Genomic DNA, 21,379 nt, shown 5'->3' with positions numbered 1-21,379 from the left:
GCAGGAGCAACAGGATGAAAGCCCTCACATGGCACGGCAAAGGCGATATACGCTGCGATCAGGTGCAGGATCCGGCCATCGAGGATGACCGTGACGTCATCATCAAGGTCACCTGCTGCGCCATTTGCGGCTCGGACCTGCATCTGATGGACGGCTACATGCCGACCATGGAATCGGGCGACGTGCTTGGACACGAGACCATGGGAGAGGTCGTGGAGGTCGGCCGCGGTCATTCCAAGTTCAAGAAGGGCGACCGCATCGTGGTGCCGTTCAACATTTCGTGCGGCGAATGCTGGTTTTGCCAGAAGGGGCTGTTCTCGCTTTGCGACCGGTCCAATCCCAATGCCAAGCAAGCGGCCGAGGTGATGGGACAATCGCCGGCCGGCCTGTTCGGCTATTCGCATCTGGTTGGCGGCTATTGGGGCGGCCAGGCCGAATATCTGCGCGTACCATTCGCCGATGTCGGCCCGATCAAGGTGCCGGAAGGCATGGATGACGAGCAGGTGCTGTTTCTTTCCGACATCTTTCCGACCGGCTACATGGCAGCGGAAAACGCCGGCATCGAGCCCGGCGACACGGTCGCGATCTGGGGCTGCGGTCCGGTCGGCCAGTTCGCCATCCAGAGCGCATGGATGCTCGGCGCCGGTCGCGTCATCGCGATCGACAAGGTTCCGGAACGACTGGCCATGGCTCGCGAACATGGCAAGGCCGAGACACTCGATTTCAGCAATTCAAATATCTACGACGCCCTGATGGCGATGACCGATGGCCGAGGGCCGGATCGCTGCATCGATTGCGTGGGTACCGAAGCCGATGCCGGCGCCAGTGCAGACTCCATGCTCGACAAGGTCAAGGCGGCTGCCTTCCTCGGCACCGACAGGCCACATGTGCTGCGCGAAGCAATCTACTGTTGCCGCAAGGGCGGCACCATTTCGATCCCCGGCGTGTATATCGGCCTCGTCGATCATATCCCCTTTGGCGCCGCGATGAACAAGGGCCTGACGTTCCGTATGGGCCAGACCCACACGCAGCGGTATCTCGAACCGCTTTTGGCCAAGGTCCAGACCGGCGAGATCGACCCGTCCTTCGTGATCACGCACAGGGCCGGCCTTGAAGCCGGGCCCGATCTCTACAAGACGTTTCGCGACAAGCAGGACGGCTGCATCAAGGTGGTCATGCGGCCGCATGGGTGAGCCGTTCATCGGCACGAGAACCGTTTCGTCTTCGCTCGTGCCTTCCCCTTCATGGCGCCGTCGCGGTCGCGGAACTTTCAATCGTGCCGATGATTGAAATCGTTTCGTGCAAGGAAAGGAACCATCATGGCCAAGGAAGATTCTGCCTCGAAACCCGCCGTCCGGTCACCCAACGCCGAGGGCCTGCCGCACCCAAGGAGGGATGCCAGCGACACGGATGCCGGTGCAAAACCGCTGACGCCAAAGACCGCGGGCGCGTCGCGCCCGTCAAGCGTTCCATTGGACAATCCGGTCGCCAACCGAAATGCCGGTCGGCCACGCCAGGCGAGCACCACGCCCCGGCCCACCGACAAGCCGCTGGATTGATCGCGACAGGCTAGCTCTTTGGATCACGGTTTCTTGGCGCGAAGCGATGCCAGGTCGGCCACGGCAGTGAGGATGGCCGCTTCGCTTGCGGGTTTTGCCACGAATTTGCAGTTTCGGAACCGGGCGGGAAGATCGCCCCGCCCATATCCCGTTACGAACGCGAAAGGAGTGCCGCGAGTCAGCAATATCTCCGCGATCGGCAGGCTCGTTTCGGCGTTCAGTTGAACGTCCAGCAACGCCATGTCGACCTTATCGGCCTCGACCAGCCGAAGTGCTGCGGCAACGGACGAAACAGGCCCGACCACGGGATAGCCCGCCGCACGCAGATCAGACGCGACGTCCTCCGCGATCAGCCACTCGTCCTCAACCACCAGAACGCGCGGTCTGTCGCTCACGGCGCGTCCTTGTGGTTTGCCGAAAAAGCGATCTGGACCTCAAGACCTTCCTTGTGGAAGGAGGTGTCGACCTGGCCCCCGAGCCTGTAGCCGATTTCCCCCTTCAACAGGTTCAGGCCAAAGCCGTTGTTCAACGGCTCCTTGACCGGAGGGCCGTCCTTTTCGCGCCAGCCAAGCGTGAAATTATCGCCGTCCATCGCCCATCTGACACCAATCCTGCCTCGAGGCTTGGACAGGGCGCCATACTTGGCCGCGTTGGTTGCCAGTTCATGGATGGCCATACTGAGGGAAAGCCCCTGTTGCGGGCCGAGTCTAACGTCGTCGCCATCGAGTTCGATCCGTTCGATGCCGAACGGCTCGAGTTCCTGGTGGAGCAGTTCCTTGACCGAAGCTTCTTTCCACCTCTCGCGGGTCAGCAGTCCGTAGGCCCGGGACATGGCATGCAACCGGCCGATCAAGGCCTCCGCGAACTCTTCTTTCGTATCCGAACTGTCCCGCGTCCGGTTGGCGATGCTGGCGATCACCGCCAGCATGTTCTTGACGCGATGGTTGAGCTCCGAGATGAGCACCTGCTGATGCTCTTCCGCCCGCGCCAGGGTGGTGACGTCGACCAGTGTCACCACGACGCCCTGTATCCTGTTGCCCTTGTCCCGATAGGGATTGATGCGGACCATGTGAAACAGGCCCCTGGAATCGCGCGCAAGATGGTGGTTCAGGGTCTCGCCTGTCTCGAACACCTTGTCGATGTGCTGCTTCAACTCGGGATAATCGAGTTGGCTCGACAGATCCGTCAGCGGTCGGCCGACGTCGGAGGGGCGCAGACTGAAGAAGGATGAGGCCGCCGGTGTGAAGGTCCGCACCACAAGACTGCGGTCGAGAAAAATGGTCGCGATGTCGGTGCTTTCGAACAGATTGCGCAGATCGCTGTTGGCGTGATCGAGCTCTTCTATCTTGCTGGTCAACTCCGCGTTGATCGTGTTGAGCTCTTCGTTGAGCGACTGCATCTCTTCCTTGGACGCTTCAAGTTCCTCGTTGGTGGATTGCGCCTCTTCGTTGACGGAGACGAGTTCCTCGTTCGACGATTTCACCTCTTCGAGGGCCGTCTCGTATTCCTCTATGGTGGATTGAAGGCGCTCTCTTGTGTCGCGCAGTTCCCGCTCAAGATCGGCGGTGCTGTCGCTGTCACGGCCGCCCCCGTCCTCATCGGATCGGGCCTGGGTCGGGCCCGACGGCTCGAAGAGGACAAGGTAAAGCGGCTCACCATTGCCCCTCTCGGCCAGGGGTTCGATGGTCAGCCTGATCGGTTGGACGCGTTCGTCGTCTTCCTCGACGGCGAGATTGTCCCGCACAACAGTGCGGCGTGTCGTCGTCGCCTCCCTCAATGCGGCGCGCAGGTCCAGGCGAAGCCCGCGGCGCGCCATCGTCAGCAACTGCCGGCTGGGGATGCCTTGCGGCGCTTCGAGGTATCTTCCGGTCCTCGCCGAATAGTAGACGACGTCGCCTTCGGCGTTGACGAGGACATGCGGCGGCGCGAACCGCTCCAGCACCTGCGCCTCGACAGCCTGGCGCAGCGGATAGCCGACCGTGCCCTTCTTTAAGCCGGCGGTTTCGGCGGGAAAGACGCCGGAATGGACATCCCCGATCAGCGCCGGCAGCCTGATATGTGGCGAGGCATGCTCCCGTGCTTGGAAGAGGCGATGTTTCTTGTCGACGGTGGCGAACAGATTTTCGTGCTGCCCGACGCTTTCGGACGTGCCGAGGAAAAGATAGCCACCCGGCTTCAGCGAATAGTGGAAGACAGGAAGAACGCGGCTTTGAATGGCTGGGCCGAAATAGATCAGCAGATTGCGGCACGAAACCAGATCCATGCGCGAGAAGGGCGGATCGCGGATGACGCTGTGCGGTGAGAAGATGCACAGTTCCCGGATCTCGTTGCTGATGACGTAGCTTTCGCCATCGCCGTTGAAAAACCGCTGTTTGCGCTCCGGGGAAAGACCCTGCATCAAGGCCTCGGGATAGCGTGCGGCGCGCGCCACGGCCAGGGCCGGCTCGTCTATGTCGGTGGCGAATATCTGGACGCGCGGAACGGCTGAAAGCGTTTCCATGTGTTCACGCAGCAGGATGCCGATGGAGAACACCTCCTCGCCGGTGGCGCAGCCGGGAACCCAGACCCTGACCGTATCGGTCGCGGTCTTGCCCTCGAACAGCCGCGGGATGATCTTTTGCTCCAGCAATTCGAAGGCATCGGGATCGCGGAAGAAGTTGGTGACATTGATCAGCAGATCGCGAAACAGGTTCATCACCTCGCGAGGGTCCTTCTTCAGCCAGTCGATATAGCCATTGATGGACTGTATCTGGGCGATCTGCATGCGCCGCTTGATGCGGCGCAGGAATGTCTTGGTTTTATAGCCTGAAAAGTCGTGGCCGGAGTGGCTGCGCAAAATGCCGTATATCTGTTCGCGGACCTTATCTATGTCGGCCGCATGATCGTCCTCTTCGTTCTTCAGCCCGTCCGGCGTGTCGAAGCCCCTGGCGTAAGCCTCGAGCTTCGCCCCAATCTCCTCGGCGGGCACGGCAACATCGATGAGCCCGCTGGCAATGGCGCTCTGCGGCATGTCGGGGTTGCGCGGACCGTAGCCGTCCGGCGCTTGCGCGACGGTGAGCCCGCCCCGCTCCTTGATCGCCTTCACGCCCAGGGTGCCATCGGAATCACCGCCCGACAGAATCACGCCGACCGAGTATTCGCCCTGGTCGTCGGCCAGTGCGCTGAAGAAGATATCGACAGGTTTGCGCTCCTGGGTAAGCCCATTGGGGCGCCGCAGGTGCAGCACGCCATTCTCGATGACCAGAGTGACGTTTTCCGGCATCACATAGACGTGGTCGGGTTCGACGGCCACGCCGTCCTCGACCACCACGACAGGCATGGCGGTGTAGCGGTCGATGACCTCGTGCAGCAGGCTGTTGCGCTTGGGACTGAGGTGCGTGATGATCACGAACGCCATGCCGGGCCGGTCGGTGATGCCCTTGAAAAGCCCTTCCATTGCGGGAATGCCACCAGCGGACGCACCGATGCCGACGATGGGGAACTTGATTGATCGGGCTGTCACGGCTTGTCCCCCTTTCGCCCGACCGACATGAAGCCTCTCAACGTCGGATCGGACAGGACACAACCATATAGCGCGCAGGGAGGATGGAACAAGTCAGCAAGGATGACGTTGAACCCGATATCCATGGTGGTTCAATGACAAAACGCTCTGCTGGCCTGAAACTCCTGGCGCCAATGGTGCCGGGGGCGCCTGAATTAATCGAAGGTCTCGATGGGCCCATCCCGGATCGCATGCTGGTGCTTGCGAAACGGTTGCAGGCGGCGCTGGATGACAGGAAAGTGGAAGTGCCTTCTTTGCATCCTAAACTCCGTTCGAAGAAAGGATGACGACGTGCGCGATCTGCGGGGGTTGCATCTTCTGATTGTCGAAGACGAATGGTCGATGGCTGGAGATCTTGCGAGGTTTTTCAGCAACATGGGTGCTATCATTCTCGGGCCCGCCGCTACCGTCGAGCAGGCGTCTGAACATACCGATCAAGCCGAAGCTGCAATCCTGGACGTCAATCTCAACGGCCGACGTGTGTTTCCGATCGCCGACAAGTTGATGCGCCGCGGTATCCCCTTCGTATTCTTCAGCGGCGACAACGACATCGCCATCCCCGAGCATCTCCGTTACGCCAGCAATTTGCGGAAATCCTCGGGCAGCAAGGCTGTGTTCAATGCCCTTTTTCCGCCGCAGGCGTCCGAACAAGCGGACATCTCCGTGCCCTCCCCGCCAGACGACGTTTTCACCCTTTTGCCCAAACTGCGCCTCGCGGCGCGTCTTCTGCTGGGAGACGTCAACGCATCGGACCGGCTGGTCGAGAGGACACTCGAGCAAGCGATCCGGGACGTCGACCACCGGCAGCTTGGCCAGTCCACCGAAAACTGGCTCAACGACGTCATGCGAGAAGTGGCCAAAGCCCGCGGCGCAAAGCTGATGCATTGAATTCTCCTGGGCCGAGGCCAAGGCGCTTCGCTGGATCACCTTTCTGGATCAGCGCCGAAGCAATGGGGCCGTCGATTGTTCCAGCGACTTTCGAGATTTTCTGGGGCCCGCTGCATCCGCCGCCAGCCAGCCCTCTCAACCCTTGCGATCGCGCTCGACGAATTTGTTGAAACGGCTGGATTTTCCGTCGCTGGTCTTGGCCTGATAAAGGAAGGCGAGATCGTTCTCGTCGAATATCCGGAAGAACTCGTCCCAATCGATGGGGTCGAATGCTTCCTCGGGCTCGCCAAAGTCGATCCGCAGGATGCCGCCCTCGCCCTTGGTGCGGACCACCGCCGGCCGGCCCTGCCGCTCCTCGGCCCATTTGCGAATTTCGTCGTGATTGGTGGTTGTCTGGGACTGCGACATTGAAATCTCCCTTGATCATCGGCTTCGCTTTTCGGCGTCACGGCGGCTGTCGAGCGCCCTAACAGCATACCGGCGGCAATGTTCCCGCATCGCGGGCAGATGGTGTTGCGCTTGCTTTCAGGCGAAGCCCGCGAAGGGAACTTTGTTGAAGCACAGGGAACAAACCTTTTGCCGAAAAGTTCGGGGCGCCGAGGTCACTTGTCCGAGGAGTCGTCGTGAAACGCATATTGGTTACAGGAGGCTGCGGCTTCATCGGCCGCCACGTCACACAAGAACTCATCGCTCAGGATTATTCAGTTCGCATTCTCGACGCCCTGCTGGAGCAGGTGCATGCGGGTGAAGCGGTCGCGCTTCCCGCAGGTGCCGAACTGATCAAGGGCGACATTCGCGACCGCGAAGCCGTTGCCGAGGCGCTGGAAGGCGTCGACGCCGTCATTCATCTGGCGTCGGAAGTCGGCGTCGGACAATCAATGTACGAGATCGCGCGCTATGTCGGCACCAACGATCTCGGCACGGCGACACTGCTTGAAGCGCTGATCGAGCATCCGGTCGAACGGATCGTCGTCGCCTCCTCGATGAGCGTCTATGGCGAGGGCCTCTATGCCACGCCCGACGGCCGGCGCATCGACAATGCAAGGCGCAAGTCAAGCGACATCAAAAGCGGACAGTGGAATCCGCTATCGCCGGAAGGCGACCCCCTTTCGCCGCTGCCGACGGATGAAGAAAAGCCGGTCGACCTCGCCTCGATCTACGCGCTGACGAAATACGCCCAGGAACGCGCCGTGCTGATCTTCGGCGAAGCCTACGGCGTCGATGCGGTCGCGTTGCGCCTGTTCAATGTCTTCGGTGCCGGCCAGGCGCTATCAAATCCCTATACCGGCGTGCTGGCCAATTTCGCTTCACGTCTCGCCAATGGCCAGCGGCCGATGATCTTCGAGGATGGCGAACAGAAGCGCGATTTCGTTCATGTGCATGACGTCGCCCGCGCCTTTCGCCTTGCGCTGCAGCAACGTCAGGCAAAGGGCCACGTCATCAACATCGGCAGCGGCCGCGCCTATGCGATCAGCGAAGTCGCGCGATTGCTGGCCGAAGCCATGGGAACCCCGAACCGTTCGCCCGAGCTGCTCGGCAAGGCGCGCTCCGGCGACATTCGCAACTGCTTCGCCGATATCTCCAAGGCTCGTGAGCTGCTCGGTTTCGAACCCGCCCTGCAATTGGAGAACTCTCTCGGGGATTTCGTTTCCTGGGTGCGCAACACGGCCGCCGTTGATCGCGGCGCCGAAATGAAGCGCGAACTCGAAGAGCGCGGGTTGGTGTCATGAGCCCGGGCGCACGCAACCGACGCGAAGCGCCGGTCGCCATCGTCGGCGGCAGCGGCTTCATAGGATCAAACCTGGCCGACAGCCTGTTGTCGGATGGCGAGCCAGTGCTGGTGGTCGACAATCTCAGCCGTCCCGGCGTCGAACAGAACCTGCAATGGCTCGCCCAGAAACACGGTGGCCGCCTAACGGTCGAGACCATCGATGTGCGGGACGCCAATGCCTTGGCGCCGGCCCTGATGAGATGCAAGGCGATTTTCCATCTCGCCGCGCAGACGGCCGTCACCACGAGCCTGGTCCGGCCGGACGAGGATTTCGACATCAATCTTCGCGGAACGTTCAACGTGCTGGAAGCGGCGCGGCTGAGCGGCGAGCGCATCCCGGTGATTTTCGCCAGCACCAACAAGGTTTACGGCAGCCTCCCCGACGTCGCGGTTCGCGCGGACGACGACCGCTACATACCTTGCGATAGCGCGATCCAGGCCGGCGGGATCGACGAGGCTCGCGGCCTCGATTTCTGCACACCCTATGGCTGCTCCAAGGGCGCGGCGGACCAATATGTGCTCGATTATGCCAAGTCCTACGGCATGCCGACGGCGGTGCTGCGGATGAGCTGCATCTACGGACCGCGCCAGTTTGGAACCGAGGACCAGGGTTGGGTAGCGCACTTCCTGCTCAGCGCCCTGACGGGACGGGAAATCACCATCTATGGCGACGGCAGGCAGGTGCGCGACATCCTGCACGTCTCCGATGCGGTCGCCGCCTACAGGGCCGTGCTGGACGGGATCGAGATCACCAAGGGCCAGGCATTCAATCTTGGCGGCGGACCTGAAAACGCGCTCAGCCTGCGTATGCTGTTGAGCGAGATCGGCGGCCTGGCCGGTCGCGAGCTCTCGGTCCGCCATGATGGGGAACGGACCGGCGACCAGCCCTTCTTCGTCGCCGATACCCGCAAGATCGAAACCGCGCTTGGCTGGAAGGCGCAGGTTGCGTGGCGCGAGGGCATTCGCGATCTCGCCGACTGGCTGCAGCGCCACCGGCTCGAGCCCCGCCCCGAAGCCGTGAGGTACGTCGCATGAGAATAGCCCTCGTCAACCCGTCCTGGACATATGACGACAGCATCTATTTCGGCTGCCGCCAACCGCATCTGCCGCTGGAACTCGGCTATTCGAAAGCCCTGCTCGAGGCGGCCGGCCATGAGGTGCTGATGCTGGACGGGCAATTGCAGAAGCTCGGCAATTCCGGGCTCTGCGAACGCGTGGTTGATTTCGCGCCGGCAATGACGGTCGTCAGCACCGCGCCAACCTATCTGTTCTGGCGCTGCGCACCGCCGGAATTGCGGGTGCCGGCCGATTTCCTCAATCGCCTGGCCGGGCGTGGCGGACGCACGGTCGCGGTCGGGCCACATGGTTCGGCGACACCGGCGCCGACCTTGCGCAAGCTGGGCGTCGACATTGTCGTGCGCGGCGAATGCGAGGAAGTCGTCGCGGAACTTGCACGACGCGACGATTGGAGCGCGGTACCCTCAACCGCCTATCTGCGGGACGCCAAGCTGGTGTCGAACGGCGGCGTCCATTCCAGTTCGTTTGTCGATCACCCGCCGCTGGAATGGCCATCCGACTGGATTGCCGCCCATTCGCATCACCATCACCGGTTCGATGACCAACAGCTTGGATTCGGCGCCGAGGTCGAGGCGTCGCGCGGCTGTCCCTACAATTGCAGCTTCTGCGCCAAGATCGATTTCCGCGATGCCTATCGCCGCCGCAACCACGAAGCGGTGGTGACTGAAATCGATAGGCTGATCGCCCAGGGTGTCGGCTACATCTACTTCATCGACGAAATCTTCCTGCCCCAAAAAGCGTTGCTGGAGGCGTTGGTCGGCCGCGATGTGAAATTCGGCGTCCAGACCCGCATCGATCTGTGGAAACCCGAGCTGCTGGAACTGCTGGGCGCGGCAGGCTGCGTGTCCATCGAAGCCGGCCTCGAAAGCCTGACGGTGGAAGGGCGGGCCATGCTGGCGAAGCGCTGCCGGCTGGGCACCGAGGAGCTTGCCGCGCTGCTGGTCAAGGCCAGACGCCACGTTCCCTTCGTCCAGGCCAATCTGATCGGCGTTGTCGAGGACGATCCTGCCCTTGTCGATCACTGGCGAGCCCACCTGATCGACAATGGCGTGTGGGCCAATGAACCCGTGCCGCTGTATCCATATCCGAGTTCGCCCAGCTATCGCGAGCTTTGGGGCGAACCTGACGACCTCGCCTGGGAGCGCGCTCATGATCATTACCTCGCATCGTTCCAGAAGTTCAGCGACATCCAGGAAAAGCGCCCGCGCCCGCTGGCGGAACTGGAGGCGGCATGTTGCGGACACTGACGCCACGCAAGCGCCGCATCCTGATGACCGTCGACGCCATGGGCGGAGTATGGCGCTATGCGCTTGATCTCGGCCGGGAACTGGTCAATGGCGGCGACAGCGTTGTGTTCGCCGGGCTGGGGCCGCAACCATCCAGGCAACAGGCCGAAGAGGCACGGTCCTTCGCGACGCTCATCTGGTTGAATACGCCACTGGACTGGATGACCCGCAGCGCCGGCGAGCTCGACCGTCTGCCGCTGGAATTGCGTGCGCCGATACGCGACTACGCCATCGACCTTGTCCATCTCAACGGACCGACGCAGGCGGTGGGGTTGGACGCGCCTTGCCCAGTCATAGCGGTCTCGCATTCATGCGTGACGACATGGTTCCATTCCGTCAAGGGACAGGCGTTGGATAGCGCATGGAGCTGGCAGAAAGAGCGCAACAGGCGCGGCTTCGACAGGGCCGACGCAGTCATCGCCCCAAGCCGCAGCCATGCCGAGATGCTCGAGACCTGCTATGGCCCGATCGCACGCCTTCACGTCGTCGGAAATGCCGCACGCCCCGTCCCGACAGCAGAAACCCGCCAGCCGCTCGTCTTCGCCGCCGCCCGCTGGTGGGACGAGGGAAAGAATGTGGTGGTGGTCGACCAGGCCGCCTCGTTGACGCAATGGCCTCTCTTTACAGCCGGTTCGCTTCACGGCCCGAACGGCGAGCGCGCCACCGTCAACCATGCCGTTCCTCTCGGAGCACTGCCGCATGACGAGGTGCGCTCCCTGATGGCCCGCGCCGGTATTTTCGTGTCTCCGTCGCTCTACGAACCGTTCGGTCTGGCGGCTCTGGAAGCGGCCATGTCGGCAACGCCCCTGGTGCTCTCGGACATCCCGACCTATCGCGAGTTATGGGACGGGGCCGCCATGTTCTTTGACGGTCGCGACCCGCATGATCTTGCAGCCTGCATCAATCGTCTTTCCAGCGATGCGGGGCATAGGCGAGAGCTCGGCCACGCCGCCCTCCGCCGAAGCCGCAGGTTCACTCTGGCGAGACAGGCAGCGGCCATGCGCGATGTCTACGAAAAGGCGGCGCTGGCCGTGGCGGAGCGCTGATGATGCGCTTTTTGTTCTACACCCACTCGCTCGTCTCCGACTGGAACCACGGCAATGCCCATTTCCTTCGCGGCGTCATGCGCGAACTGGTGGCGCGCCGGCACCAGGCCATCGCTCTGGAGCCGGCGGACGGCTGGAGCCGATCGAACCTGCTGGCCGAGAAGGGATCCTTCGCGATCGAACGTTTTCGCAAGGATTTCCCCGAATTGATGCCGGTGACCTACGATGCCGCGTTCGATCATGAAGCCTGGATCGCCGAGGCCGACGTGGTGATCGTCCACGAATGGACCGACCCGGAGCTTGTCGCTCGCATCGGCCGTGCCCGGGCCGATGGCGGCAAATTCACCTTGCTGTTTCACGACACCCATCACCGCGCCGTGTCGGCCACCGAGGCAATCTCGGCGCTCCGCCTGGAACATTATGATGGCGTTCTCGCCTTTGGCGAAGCGCTGCGCGAGAGCTATCTGCGCGCCGGCTGGGGCAAGCGCGTCTTCACCTGGCATGAAGCGGCGGACGATCGGCTGTTCAAACCGCACCCGGAAATCCACGCGACGTCCGACCTGGTCTGGATCGGAAACTGGGGCGACGACGAGCGGACGGCCGAAATCAAGGAGTTCCTGATCGACCCCGTGCGCGATCTCAGTCTTCAGGCCACTGTTCACGGTGTCCGCTATCCCGAGCCGGCACTTGCCGAACTGGCCGCCGCGGGTCTGCGCTACGAAGGGTGGATCGCCAATGCCGACGTGCCGAAGGCGTTCGCCGCGCATCGTGTCACCGTGCACATCCCGCGGCGTCCTTATCGTCAAGGCTTGCCGGGAATTCCGACGATCCGCATGTTCGAGGCACTTGCCTGCGGCATCCCGCTGATTTCAGCGCCTTGGTCCGATGTCGAGCAGCTTTTCAGGCCCGGCATCGACTTCCTGTTTGCCGAGGATGGATCGCAAATGCGGCAACACCTCCAGGCGGTGTTGGCCGATCCCGATTTTGCGGCCTCCCTGGTGACCTCGGGTCTTGAGACCATCCGCTCGCGGCACACCTGCCGTCACCGCGTCGACGAGTTGTTCGACGTGCTCTGGCAATGCACGACCCTGCACACCGCCGAGCTGACCGCCGCAAAGGAAGCCGCAGCATGAAGATCGCATTCTATGGATCGAGCCTTTTGTCGTCCTACTGGAACGGCGCCGCGACCTATTACCGAGGATTGCTGAAGGCGCTTTCGCAACTGGGCTACGAAATCACCTTCTATGAGCCTGACGTTTATGACCGGCAGAAGAACCGTGACATCGAGGCGCCGGACTGGTGCTCTGTCGTCGTCTACGAGGCAACCCACCATGCCCTGATGCAGGTGGCGGCGCGTGCCGCCGAGGCCGATATCGTCGTCAAGGCGAGTGGCGTCGGCTTCGAGGACGAGGCGCTGCTTCGCGCCGTGCTCGACCACGCCCGCAGCGATGCGCTCATTGTATTCTGGGACGTCGACGCGCCGGCCACACTCGCCCAGCTGCGTGACGAGCCGGACCACCCGCTGCATCGTGCGCTGCAAGAAATCGACCTTGTGCTGACCTATGGCGGCGGCGATCCCGTAGTCTGGGCCTATCGTGCCATGGGCGCGAACGAGTGCGTGCCAATCTACAATGCGCTCGATCCCGAAACGCACCACCCGGTCGCCAGCAATGCGCGTTTTGCCTGCGACCTGGCGTTCCTCGGAAACAGGCTGCCTGATCGTGAAGCGCGTGTCGGATCGTTCTTCCTCGATCCCGCGGCCCAGCTGCCGCAACAACGTTTTCTGCTCGGCGGATCTGGGTGGGGCGACAAGCCGCTCCCCGCCAATGTCGGCTGGCTCGGCCATGTCGGCACCCGCGATCACAACGCCTTCAATGTCACGCCAAAGGCGGTGCTGAACATCAGCCGCGACAGCATGGCCGCGAACGGTTTTTCACCCGCCACGCGTGTCTTCGAGGCGGCCGGCGCGGGCGCCTGCCTGATCACCGATGCCTGGCTCGGCGTCGAGCTATTCCTGAAACCCGACGAGGAGATCCTTGTGGCGCGCGACGGCGGCGATGTCGCCGAGATCATGCAGGCGCTGACCCCCGTTCGGGCAAAGGCGATCGGCCAGGCCGCACTTCGACGCGTTCTCGCCGATCATACCTACGCATTGCGGGCGGCCGTGGCTGATGCGGTCTTCAAACGGCATTTGACGCACGGGACCGTGGAGGCAGCCGAATGACCAGGCAGTTGGACATCGTCTTTCTCGGCCTGTCGCTTTCCTCGTCCTGGGGAAACGGCCATGCCACCACTTTTCGAGGTCTGTTGAAAGGCCTCCACCAACTCGGCCATCGCGTAACTTTTCTGGAGCGCGATGTGCCGTGGTACGCCAATCACCGCGATTTGCGCGATCCGGATTTCTGCGCCTTGCGCTACTACGAAACCGTGCAGGAACTGCAACGCGACTACGCGCGGTGTCTGCAACAGGCCGATGTCGTGGTGATCGGCTCCTTCGTACCGGAAGGGCGCGCGGTGATCGACACCGTCGCTTCACTTTGCAAAGGACAACTCTGCTTTTACGACATCGACACGCCGGTGACCCTGGCGAAGCTGTCGGCGGACGATTGCGACTATCTGAGCTGGCGCCAAATCCCCTACTTCGACATCTATTTCTCTTTTGCCGGCGGCCCGATGCTTGCCGATCTGACGCAGACCTTCGGCGCACGCCGCGCCGAGCCGCTCTACTGTTCGGTCGATCCGGAACGGCATCACCGCACCGCCGATCCGATCGGCTGGGATCTCGGTTATCTCGGCACCTACAGCGCCGACCGGCAAGCCACGCTCAACGCGCTTCTGCTCGAGCCTGCACGGCGCATGCCGGATCGGCGTTTCGTCGTGGCCGGCTCGCAATATCCGTCCGACATCGACTGGCCCGACAATGTCGAGCGCATCGAACACTTGCCGCCGGCCGATCATGCCGCATTCTATAGCCGTCAGCGCTACACCCTGAACGTCACACGCAGTTCCATGATTGCCGCGGGATGGTCGCCCAGCGTGCGCCTTTTCGAAGCCGCGGCTTGCGGCACGCCGATCATCAGCGACCGCTGGCCAGGCCTCGACAGCTTCTTTCCCGCATCGACGATCCACACGGCCAGGATGGCGGACGAGGTCGTCGCGATCCTGTCCCGGGAATCGGCTCGTACACGTCTCGCGATGGCCGACCGGGCACGCGAACTCGTCCTTGCCTCCCACACCGGTGCGGCCAGGGCTCGCGAATTCATCACGGCGCTTACGCAAAAGGGGCCGGTGGTCCTCGATCTCGATATCGGAAGTGCAGCATGACTGGCAGACAGGAGAAAATCGCGATGCGACAAACAAAAAAAGCGCAAAGGGCAAAGACGGTGCTCGTCGCCGGTGGCGCGGGCTTCCTCGGTTCGCATCTTTGCGAAGCATTGTTGCGCGATGGCTGGCGTGTGATCTGCGCCGACAATTTTCTTACCGGTCGCATGGAGAACATCAACGCGATCATGGACCAGCCGGGTTTCCGGTTGATCGAGCAGGATATCTGCCGTCCATTGGACCTTGGCGAGCCGGTGGATCGCATTTTCAACATGGCCTGCGCCGCCTCGCCGCCGCGTTACCAGGCCGATCCGATCCACACCACGCGAACCTGCGTCATCGGAACATTGAACCTGCTCGAACTCGCCGCCCGCAACGACGCGCGATTGCTGCAGGCCTCCACGAGTGAAGTGTATGGCGATCCGGAGCAACATCCGCAGAGGGAAGACTATGTCGGCCATGTGAACTGCACCGGCCCACGCGCCTGCTACGACGAGGGCAAGCGCACGGCCGAGACACTTTGCTTCGACTATCTGCGAGCCGGCAAGGCCGACGTTCGTGTCGCACGTATCTTCAACACCTACGGGCCGAGAATGGATCCCGCGGACGGCCGCATCGTCTCGAACCTGATCATGCAGGCGCTCGAGAAGCGCCCGCTGACGATTTTCGGCGACGGCATGCAGACGCGATCCTTCTGCTATGTCTCCGATCTGATCGATGGGTTGATGGGTCTTATGGATATCAATCCCAATCCGGGCAAGCCCGTCAATCTGGGCAACCCCGGCGAATTCACCATCGTGCGACTGGCGGCATTGGTGAAGGCCATGACCGGCACCAAATCGGACATGACGTTCCTGCCCCTGCCGCAGGACGATCCTCGACGCCGGCAGCCCGACATCTCGCGCGCAAAAACGCTGCTCGGCTGGACGCCAAGAGTGCCTCTCACCGAGGGGCTCGCGCGGACGATCAGCTATTTCGCCACGCTTGAAGGCGGCTCGATCGGCGATCAAATGGCAGGACGCTCCACAAGGGCGAGACCCACGTCAGGCGGGCTGCAGAACCTCCCTGCCTGATGCCGGACCGCGGTCACATCTTCGCATCGATTCCCGCGGGAACATCCAGGCAAGCTTTTGGTTTGACGGGAGGACCACATATGGAGGACCTCCTCATGCACCCCAAGCGATCTCGGACCGATATCGACAGGATGGCGGAACGAGAGACGGCTGCGTATTTGCGGCGAGCCTCAATCACCTATCTGGAGTGCTGTGTCAGCCTGATGATGACGCATCTGCAGCGGGAGGAGGTGGCCAGTATTCTCGAGCAGGAAGCAGACATGCTGCGCAGGCTGGATTGACGCAGACTAATCGGCCCTGGCCTGGCCCAGGAACCGTGTCAGTCCTGCCTCATATCGGTTTGCCGTCTCCTCCAGCCTTGCTCTTTCCCAGCCATTCTCGGTTTGGGCGGCCATGCTCCACAGCCCGAGCTGAAACGCCAAATAGCAAGGTTTGAAATAATCGATGAGCCTGGTGTCGATGCGGCTATCCATGCGGTTATCCATGCCGCCGATCAACGTCGCCGCCTCGGCTTCGGACAAGTCATATTCTACGCAGGCGCCGGCAATATCCCATTCTATCGGCTGGCAGCCGATCAGATCGTGTCCTCGGCAATGGTCGACTGCATCCGTCTTGATCAGCGTGCCATCGGAACCGACCAGAAACTCCCAGGGATGCAGCCTGCCGTCGATCTCGACCCGTTCCAACACCTCTATGGGCGTCTGCTTCGAGAACCAGGTCCGCAGTCTCGCCGCCTGGCTTTCGCCCAAAGCTTCGGAAGCATTGTGAACCGCCATCTCCGCGAGGGCGAGCAATGATGCGCCGGCTTCGCAGGTCCGCAGATTGGTCGCACGCCAGGCCAGATAGCGTGTGAACGCCGCGACAAGTCTCTGCCTGGACAGCGGCAGCTGATCCATCGTGGTTCCATCGGTCCACCGTTCGACCAGAAAACCGTGGCAGACCCCGATGACTTGCGGTCCGAATCCGGCTTGATGCAACATCCTGGCGGCTTGCATCTTGCGCAGCCCGGTTTCGCCGAGGCCGACAAATTTGACAAGCCAGCGACCTTGACCCGCGGAGGCCAGGAACTTTCGCCGTTCGGTGCCGCGTGTGCTCGGTGGCCAGCGCTTTTCGTCGGCGTAGTGAAGGGAGCGCCACGCGCCCCCGGATATTTCGGTCAAGCGCAATTTCGGACTGCCAACCGCCTCGGCTACCCAATCGCGCAGCGTTGGACTTTGCGAGCTTTCGGGGAAGGTGCGTTCGAACGTCATCGCCACATGCCTGCGGCAGCGCACCCATGTCTCCCGAACATCCGGCGAGGCTTCGGCGCCCGGATCGCCCGAATGGCTGGGGAACAGGTGAATGCGGTCCGTATCGATGCCCTGTTTTCTCAGCCACGCGACGACGGCATGGACCGAACTTCCCGACAGGCCGGGACCTTCGTCGACGACCGCGAAACGGGCCGACGGCTCGTTCCTCCAGGCCGCCACCAAACGCGGATCGGCATTGAGGCGCCGATCGAAAGGATGCCCGATCGGGCGCACGCTAATGGGCGCCGGCGCACCGATCGCGGCCGCCACCATGGCCGCGAGCCCCAGGCCGATGCTGCGGATGCCGATCACGCATGTGTTCGCATCGAGACCTGATACCCGCGCCGCGCCGAGATAACTCTCTGGATAAAGGGCATAGTGCGCGTAGCCCTCGGCCGAGCCGGTCAAAACCTCTGCCTTGCAATCGAGCCCGGCCAGCATTTGGAGAAGTCGCAGGTCGATGCCACCGTCTACGGCGAACCCGTTTCGCCACGACCTCGCCACCTCTGCCGCAAGCCCGACCAGTAGCCTGGCGCCTTGCCGTTGCGAAGGCGAATTGGTGTCGACGCCCCGGGCCTTGAAGTCGACATCCGCGAGCCCCTGGACCAGTTCCGACACGCTGACGAACAGCCCGACCAATGCGGCATGGCGCCGGATGCCGCAAGGCATGCGATCGAGGCCTTGGGCCATTTCGATCGCCGCCTCCTGAAGCTGTCGTGCATTCTCGGTCCGCTTGTGGTCGCCGTAGACGATCATTGGTCGATTTCCGGTGCTTGCCGTGCGGGCAACGCGGCGCGCCCAGCTTCGATCCATGCTGCTTCGCGCAATTTTTGACCAAGCCAAGGAACATTCCGGCACGGTGGCGGTTCGGCGCAAGGAACTTACCTTTGAACAGCATAGGGCGGCAGTTTCGTGGGATCGAAAAAAGTTCGTGTTGGTATCGTTGGAGTGGGCAATTGCGCATCCTCCCTGGTGCAGGGCCTCTCCTATTATCGTCATGCCAAAAGCAACGAACCGATCCCGGGGCTCGTGCATGCCGATCTCGGTGGCTATCACGTCGACGACATCGAAATTGTCTGTGCGTTCGATGTCGCCAAAAGCAAGGTCGGCCGTGACGTCGCGGATGCGATCTACGCTCCCCCCAACAACACGTTCCGCTTTGCCGACGCGCCGACGACCGGCGTTCTCGTCGAACGCGGGCCGACGCTTGACGGGATCGGCAAATATCTGCGCGACGAAATCGAAGAAGCGCCCGAACCGGTTGCCAATGTCAGCGAGATCCTGCGCGACAGCGGAGCCGATGTGTTGGTCTCCTACCTGCCGGTGGGTTCGGAAGAGGCGACGCACTTCTACGCTGAATGCGCGCTCGAGGCCGGCTGTGCCCTCGTCAATTGCATACCGGTCTTCATCGCCTCGCGTCCGGAATGGCGCCGGCGCTTCGAGCAACGCGGGCTGCCGCTGGTCGGCGACGATATCAAGAGCCAGGTCGGCGCCACCATCGTGCACCGGTTGCTGGCCAATCTCTTTCGCGAGCGCGGCGTGCGCATCGATCGCACCTATCAGCTGAATTTCGGCGGCAACACCGATTTTCTCAACATGCTCGAACGCGAGCGGCTGGAATCGAAGAAGATCTCCAAGACGCAATCGGTAACCAGCCAGCTCGATGTTCCCCTGGAGCCGGGCAACATCCATGTCGGCCCCAGCGACCACGTGCCTTGGCTCACCGACCGCAAATGGGCCTACATCCGCGTCGAAGGCACGACCTTCGGCGGCGTGCCGCTGAATGCCGAGCTCAAGCTGGAAGTGTGGGATTCGCCCAATTCAGCCGGCGTGGTGATCGATGCGGTGCGCTGCGCCAAGCTCGCGCTCGACCGCGGCATTGCCGGGGCGCTGACGGGTCCTTGCAGCTATTTCATGAAATCGCCACCCGAACAGTTCACCGACGCCGAAGCGCGCCAGCGCACGCTCGCTTTCATCGCCGGCAAGGACGAGCCATTGCTGGATGCCGCGGAATGACGACGACGTTCTTTTTGATCCGCCATGCGGCGCACGACAATGTCGGCTCGTACCTTGCGGGCCGCATGGCCGGTGTATGTCTCGGCGAGGCCGGCAAGGCTCAAGCGGAGCAGCTTGGCGGCCGCATGGCCCGTGAGACGATTGCAGCCATTCTATGCAGCCCGCGCGAGCGCACGCAGGAGACGGCGGTTCCGATCGCTCTCGCTTGCGGTGTCGGCGAAATCGCGATCCGCGCCGAACTCGACGAGATCGACTTCGGCGACTGGTCGGGGAAGACTTTCGACGAATTGAACGGCGATGCCAGTTGGCGCGCGTGGAACGATCAGCGGCAGGAGGCCCGGACACCGAGCGGCGAGACCATGCTGGATGTCCAGGAGCGCATCGTCTCGCTGATGAACGGCGTCCGCGAGCTGCATCAGAACCAATGTGTCGCCCTGATCAGCCACGCCGATGTGATTAAGGCCGCCGTCTGCAAGGTGCTTGGCTTGCCGGTAGGCGACTGCTTTCGCTTCGACGTCGATCCCGCCTCGATCACGACGATCGTATCGGGCGACTGGGGCTCGAAGCTCCTGCGATTGAACGAAGCTGCCTGACGAGGAAATTCCCCATGCGGATGGTCATTTTCGGTCTTACCGTCACGTCTTCATGGGGAAACGGCCATGCCACGCTGTGGCGTGGGCTGATCCGCGCCCTCGCCCGGCTGGGCTGGTCGATCACCTTTTTCGAACGCGACACCCCCTATTATGCCGGGACCCGCGATCTGGATCAACTCGATGGAGGCAACGTCGTCATCTATCCGGACTGGGAGGACATCCGCCGCGTCGCGGAACGGGCGATGAAGCAAGCGGATGTCGTGGTCGTCACCTCTTATTGTCCCGACGCCGTCGAGGCTTCGCGCCTCGCGCAGCAGGCATGCCGCGGACTGCGTGTCTTTTACGATCTCGATACTCCAGTCACGCTTGCCCGCGTCGAACAAGGTGAGCGGCCGCCCTATTTCGGACCTGAAGGCCTTGCCGACTACGACCTCGTCCTGAGCTACACCGGCGGCCCGGCGATCGAGGCGCTGAAGACGGTGCTGGGCGCGCGCCGCGTGATGCCGCTCTACGGGCATGTCGATCCGGACCAGCACCGGCCGGCAGAGAAGCGGGCCGAATTCGCCGGTGATTTGTCCTATCTCGGGACCTACGCGGCGGATCGCCAGGCCGGCGTCGAAAAGCTTCTGGTCCGCCCGGCCGCGCGCCTGCCCGACCAGCGCTTCATCATCGGCGGCGCACAATATCCGCAGGAATTCCCATGGAGCGACAACATCTTCTTCGTCAGGCATCTGCCGCCCGCCGACCATCCGGCGTTCTTCTCCTCGTCGCGGCTGACACTGAACGTCACCCGCGAAGCGATGGCGCAAAAGGGCTGGTGCCCCTCGGGACGGCTCTTCGAAGCGGCCGCGTGTGGGGCTGCCATCGTCACCGACGCATGGCCAGGCCTCGCGGAATTCTTCGAACCCGGCCGCGAAGTGCTGTTGGCGCGCGACACGGATGATGTGGTCGCGGCAATGCAATTGCCGGAGTTCGAACTCGACGGCATTCGAAGGCGAGCCCGCGAACGGGTCTTGGGCGAGCACACTTCCGCCAAGCGCGCAGCGGAACTGGACAAAATCCTGGCCGATGCCTTGCGAAACCCAGTCGGTGAACCGATGAAGGAAGCAGTCTGATGTTGGGCATCGTGCCCGCTGCCGGACGCGGCAGCCGCATTCAACCGCTCGGCTTCTCGAAGGAGCTGCTGCCGGTCGGCAGCAGGATCGACGGACAGACCGAACGTCCCTGCGCCGTGAGCGAGTATCTGGTACGGCGCATGGTCCAGGCCGGCGTCGACAAGATTTGCTTCATCATCGGATCGGGCAAATCCGACATCCTCGAATATTATGCCGCCGGCTACGGTGAGGCGGCAGCGCTCTTCGTGGTGCAGCCTCAACCCGTCGGTCTCTGTGATGCGATTTTCCGGGCAGCGCCCCTCGTCGCGCCCGACGAGGTCGTCCTCGTCGGCCTTCCAGACACGATCTGGTTTCCCGACGACGGTTTCTGCCACTTGCCTGACGATCAGCTTTCATTTCTGCTCTTCCCGGTGGATAGCCCGGAATTCTTTGACGCCGTCGTTACCGATGATGAGGAGCGGGTGATCGAAATCCAGGTCAAGCGGCAGGACGCCGCCACGAACTGGGTTTGGGGCGCGTTCAAGATGCCCGGCCACATCCTGCATCGGCTTGCGGCACTCTGGCGCGAGCGGGATGGTCGTGACGAATATATCGGCACGTTGATCAACGCCTACCTTGCGGGCGGGGGTGTGGCCTATGGTGTCAAGGCAGGGTCCGCTTATGTCGATGTCGGTACGTTCAATGGGTATCGCACAGCTCTGCGGTTGCTTGAAAACGGCGTCCCGTCAGCTCATCACCAGCCCGCAACGATCATGCCCGGCGCGCATTCGCATGTGCCTGTCGTTCCGGGTGAAGGAGCCTGAC

21 protein-coding genes are annotated in these 21,379 nt (G+C 62.5%); 17 read left to right on the top strand and 4 right to left on the bottom strand.

Translation table 11 applies throughout. From position 1 onward, the window contains the following. Positions 1-14 precede the first annotated feature (14 nt). A complete protein-coding gene (locus FJ543_RS24320; RefSeq protein ID WP_140617532.1) occupies positions 15-1,193 on the top strand; it encodes a zinc-dependent alcohol dehydrogenase in 1,179 nt (392 codons plus the stop codon). 126 nt (positions 1,194-1,319) lie between these two features. After that, positions 1,320-1,559 (top strand): hypothetical protein, encoded by a 240-nt coding sequence (locus FJ543_RS24315; RefSeq protein ID WP_015319139.1) that lies wholly within the window; start codon positions 1,320-1,322, stop codon positions 1,557-1,559. 23 nt (positions 1,560-1,582) lie between these two features. On the opposite strand, the gene FJ543_RS24310 is transcribed toward FJ543_RS24315, so the two are convergent. After that, a complete protein-coding gene (locus FJ543_RS24310) occupies positions 1,583-1,930 on the bottom strand; it encodes a response regulator (protein WP_245262903.1) in 348 nt (115 codons plus the stop codon). Between the two features lie 20 nt (positions 1,931-1,950). Beyond that, positions 1,951-5,061, bottom strand: coding sequence for a CheR family methyltransferase (locus FJ543_RS24305; protein WP_140877838.1), 3,111 nt, complete (start codon positions 5,059-5,061; stop codon positions 1,951-1,953). Between the two features lie 83 nt (positions 5,062-5,144). On the opposite strand from FJ543_RS24305, the gene FJ543_RS31575 reads away from it, so the two are divergent. Both FJ543_RS31575 and FJ543_RS24300 read left to right on the top strand, forming a co-directional pair. Next, entirely contained in the window at positions 5,145-5,387 is a 243-nt protein-coding gene (locus FJ543_RS31575; protein ID WP_140617534.1) for a hypothetical protein, read from the top strand. A 4-nt stretch (positions 5,388-5,391) separates the two neighbouring features. After that, complete coding sequence (locus FJ543_RS24300) at positions 5,392-5,988, top strand: response regulator (protein WP_015319142.1); 597 nt, start codon at positions 5,392-5,394, stop codon at positions 5,986-5,988. A gap of 135 nt (positions 5,989-6,123) precedes the next feature. On the opposite strand, the gene FJ543_RS24295 is transcribed toward FJ543_RS24300, so the two are convergent. Beyond that, complete coding sequence (locus tag FJ543_RS24295; protein WP_015319143.1) at positions 6,124-6,396, bottom strand: hypothetical protein; 273 nt, start codon at positions 6,394-6,396, stop codon at positions 6,124-6,126. Between the two features lie 215 nt (positions 6,397-6,611). Between FJ543_RS24295 and FJ543_RS24290 the strand changes: the two genes are divergently transcribed. The 9 genes from FJ543_RS24290 (at position 6,612) to FJ543_RS24250 (ending at position 15,843) form a co-directional block, all read left to right on the top strand. Beyond that, positions 6,612-7,718 carry an NAD-dependent epimerase/dehydratase family protein gene (locus tag FJ543_RS24290; protein ID WP_140877836.1) on the top strand — a complete coding sequence of 369 codons (1,107 nt, stop codon included), beginning with the start codon at positions 6,612-6,614 and terminating at the stop codon, positions 7,716-7,718. Then, positions 7,715-8,794, top strand: coding sequence for an NAD-dependent epimerase/dehydratase family protein (locus FJ543_RS24285; RefSeq protein WP_140877834.1), 1,080 nt, complete (start codon positions 7,715-7,717; stop codon positions 8,792-8,794). The genes FJ543_RS24290 and FJ543_RS24285 overlap by 4 nt, the downstream gene beginning before the upstream one ends. After that, positions 8,791-10,083: a TIGR04295 family B12-binding domain-containing radical SAM protein gene (locus FJ543_RS24280; RefSeq protein WP_140877832.1), complete on the top strand. Its 1,293-nt coding sequence runs from the start codon at positions 8,791-8,793 to the stop codon at positions 10,081-10,083. The genes FJ543_RS24285 and FJ543_RS24280 overlap by 4 nt, the downstream gene beginning before the upstream one ends. Next, a complete protein-coding gene (locus FJ543_RS24275) occupies positions 10,068-11,168 on the top strand; it encodes a glycosyltransferase family 4 protein (protein WP_140793140.1) in 1,101 nt (366 codons plus the stop codon). Before FJ543_RS24280 ends, FJ543_RS24275 begins: the two co-directional genes overlap by 16 nt. A gap of 2 nt (positions 11,169-11,170) precedes the next feature. Then, entirely contained in the window at positions 11,171-12,301 is a 1,131-nt protein-coding gene (locus tag FJ543_RS24270; protein ID WP_140878163.1) for a glycosyltransferase, read from the top strand. After that, positions 12,298-13,392 carry a glycosyltransferase gene (locus FJ543_RS24265; protein ID WP_140715377.1) on the top strand — a complete coding sequence of 365 codons (1,095 nt, stop codon included), beginning with the start codon at positions 12,298-12,300 and terminating at the stop codon, positions 13,390-13,392. The genes FJ543_RS24270 and FJ543_RS24265 overlap by 4 nt, the downstream gene beginning before the upstream one ends. Beyond that, positions 13,389-14,492, top strand: a complete 1,104-nt coding sequence (locus tag FJ543_RS24260) for a glycosyltransferase (RefSeq protein ID WP_140877830.1) — start codon at positions 13,389-13,391, stop codon at positions 14,490-14,492. The genes FJ543_RS24265 and FJ543_RS24260 overlap by 4 nt, the downstream gene beginning before the upstream one ends. Before the next feature lie 23 nt (positions 14,493-14,515). Continuing rightward, entirely contained in the window at positions 14,516-15,562 is a 1,047-nt protein-coding gene (locus FJ543_RS24255) for a UDP-glucuronic acid decarboxylase family protein (RefSeq protein ID WP_140617540.1), read from the top strand. Between the two features lie 80 nt (positions 15,563-15,642). Beyond that, positions 15,643-15,843 carry a hypothetical protein gene (locus FJ543_RS24250; protein ID WP_224582624.1) on the top strand — a complete coding sequence of 67 codons (201 nt, stop codon included), beginning with the start codon at positions 15,643-15,645 and terminating at the stop codon, positions 15,841-15,843. Positions 15,844-15,849: 6 nt separating this feature from the next. On the opposite strand, the gene FJ543_RS24245 is transcribed toward FJ543_RS24250, so the two are convergent. Next, the gene (locus FJ543_RS24245; RefSeq protein WP_140877828.1) at positions 15,850-17,607 is read right to left on the bottom strand and encodes a hypothetical protein; all 1,758 of its coding nucleotides are present in this window, start codon (positions 17,605-17,607) and stop codon (positions 15,850-15,852) included. 156 nt (positions 17,608-17,763) lie between these two features. On the opposite strand from FJ543_RS24245, the gene FJ543_RS24240 reads away from it, so the two are divergent. Genes FJ543_RS24240 through FJ543_RS24225 form a run of 4 tightly spaced genes read left to right on the top strand, consistent with a single transcriptional unit; the run spans position 17,764 to position 21,378 of the window. After that, positions 17,764-18,867, top strand: coding sequence for an inositol-3-phosphate synthase (locus tag FJ543_RS24240; RefSeq protein WP_140877826.1), 1,104 nt, complete (start codon positions 17,764-17,766; stop codon positions 18,865-18,867). Beyond that, on the top strand, positions 18,864-19,460 hold the full coding sequence (locus FJ543_RS24235) for a histidine phosphatase family protein (protein WP_140877824.1): 597 nt from the start codon (positions 18,864-18,866) through the stop codon (positions 19,458-19,460). Before FJ543_RS24240 ends, FJ543_RS24235 begins: the two co-directional genes overlap by 4 nt. Positions 19,461-19,474: 14 nt before the next feature. After that, positions 19,475-20,575: a glycosyltransferase gene (locus tag FJ543_RS24230; RefSeq protein ID WP_140877822.1), complete on the top strand. Its 1,101-nt coding sequence runs from the start codon at positions 19,475-19,477 to the stop codon at positions 20,573-20,575. After that, complete coding sequence (locus FJ543_RS24225) at positions 20,575-21,378, top strand: sugar phosphate nucleotidyltransferase (RefSeq protein ID WP_140665708.1); 804 nt, start codon at positions 20,575-20,577, stop codon at positions 21,376-21,378. The genes FJ543_RS24230 and FJ543_RS24225 overlap by 1 nt, the downstream gene beginning before the upstream one ends. Position 21,379 lies beyond the last annotated feature (1 nt).

The organism is Mesorhizobium sp. B2-5-7 (assembly GCF_006440875.1).
In the GTDB taxonomy this organism is placed as follows: domain Bacteria; phylum Pseudomonadota; class Alphaproteobacteria; order Rhizobiales; family Rhizobiaceae; genus Mesorhizobium; species Mesorhizobium australicum.
Note: the sequence above shows the minus strand (reverse complement) of the source record. Positions and strands in the feature narration are given on the sequence as shown.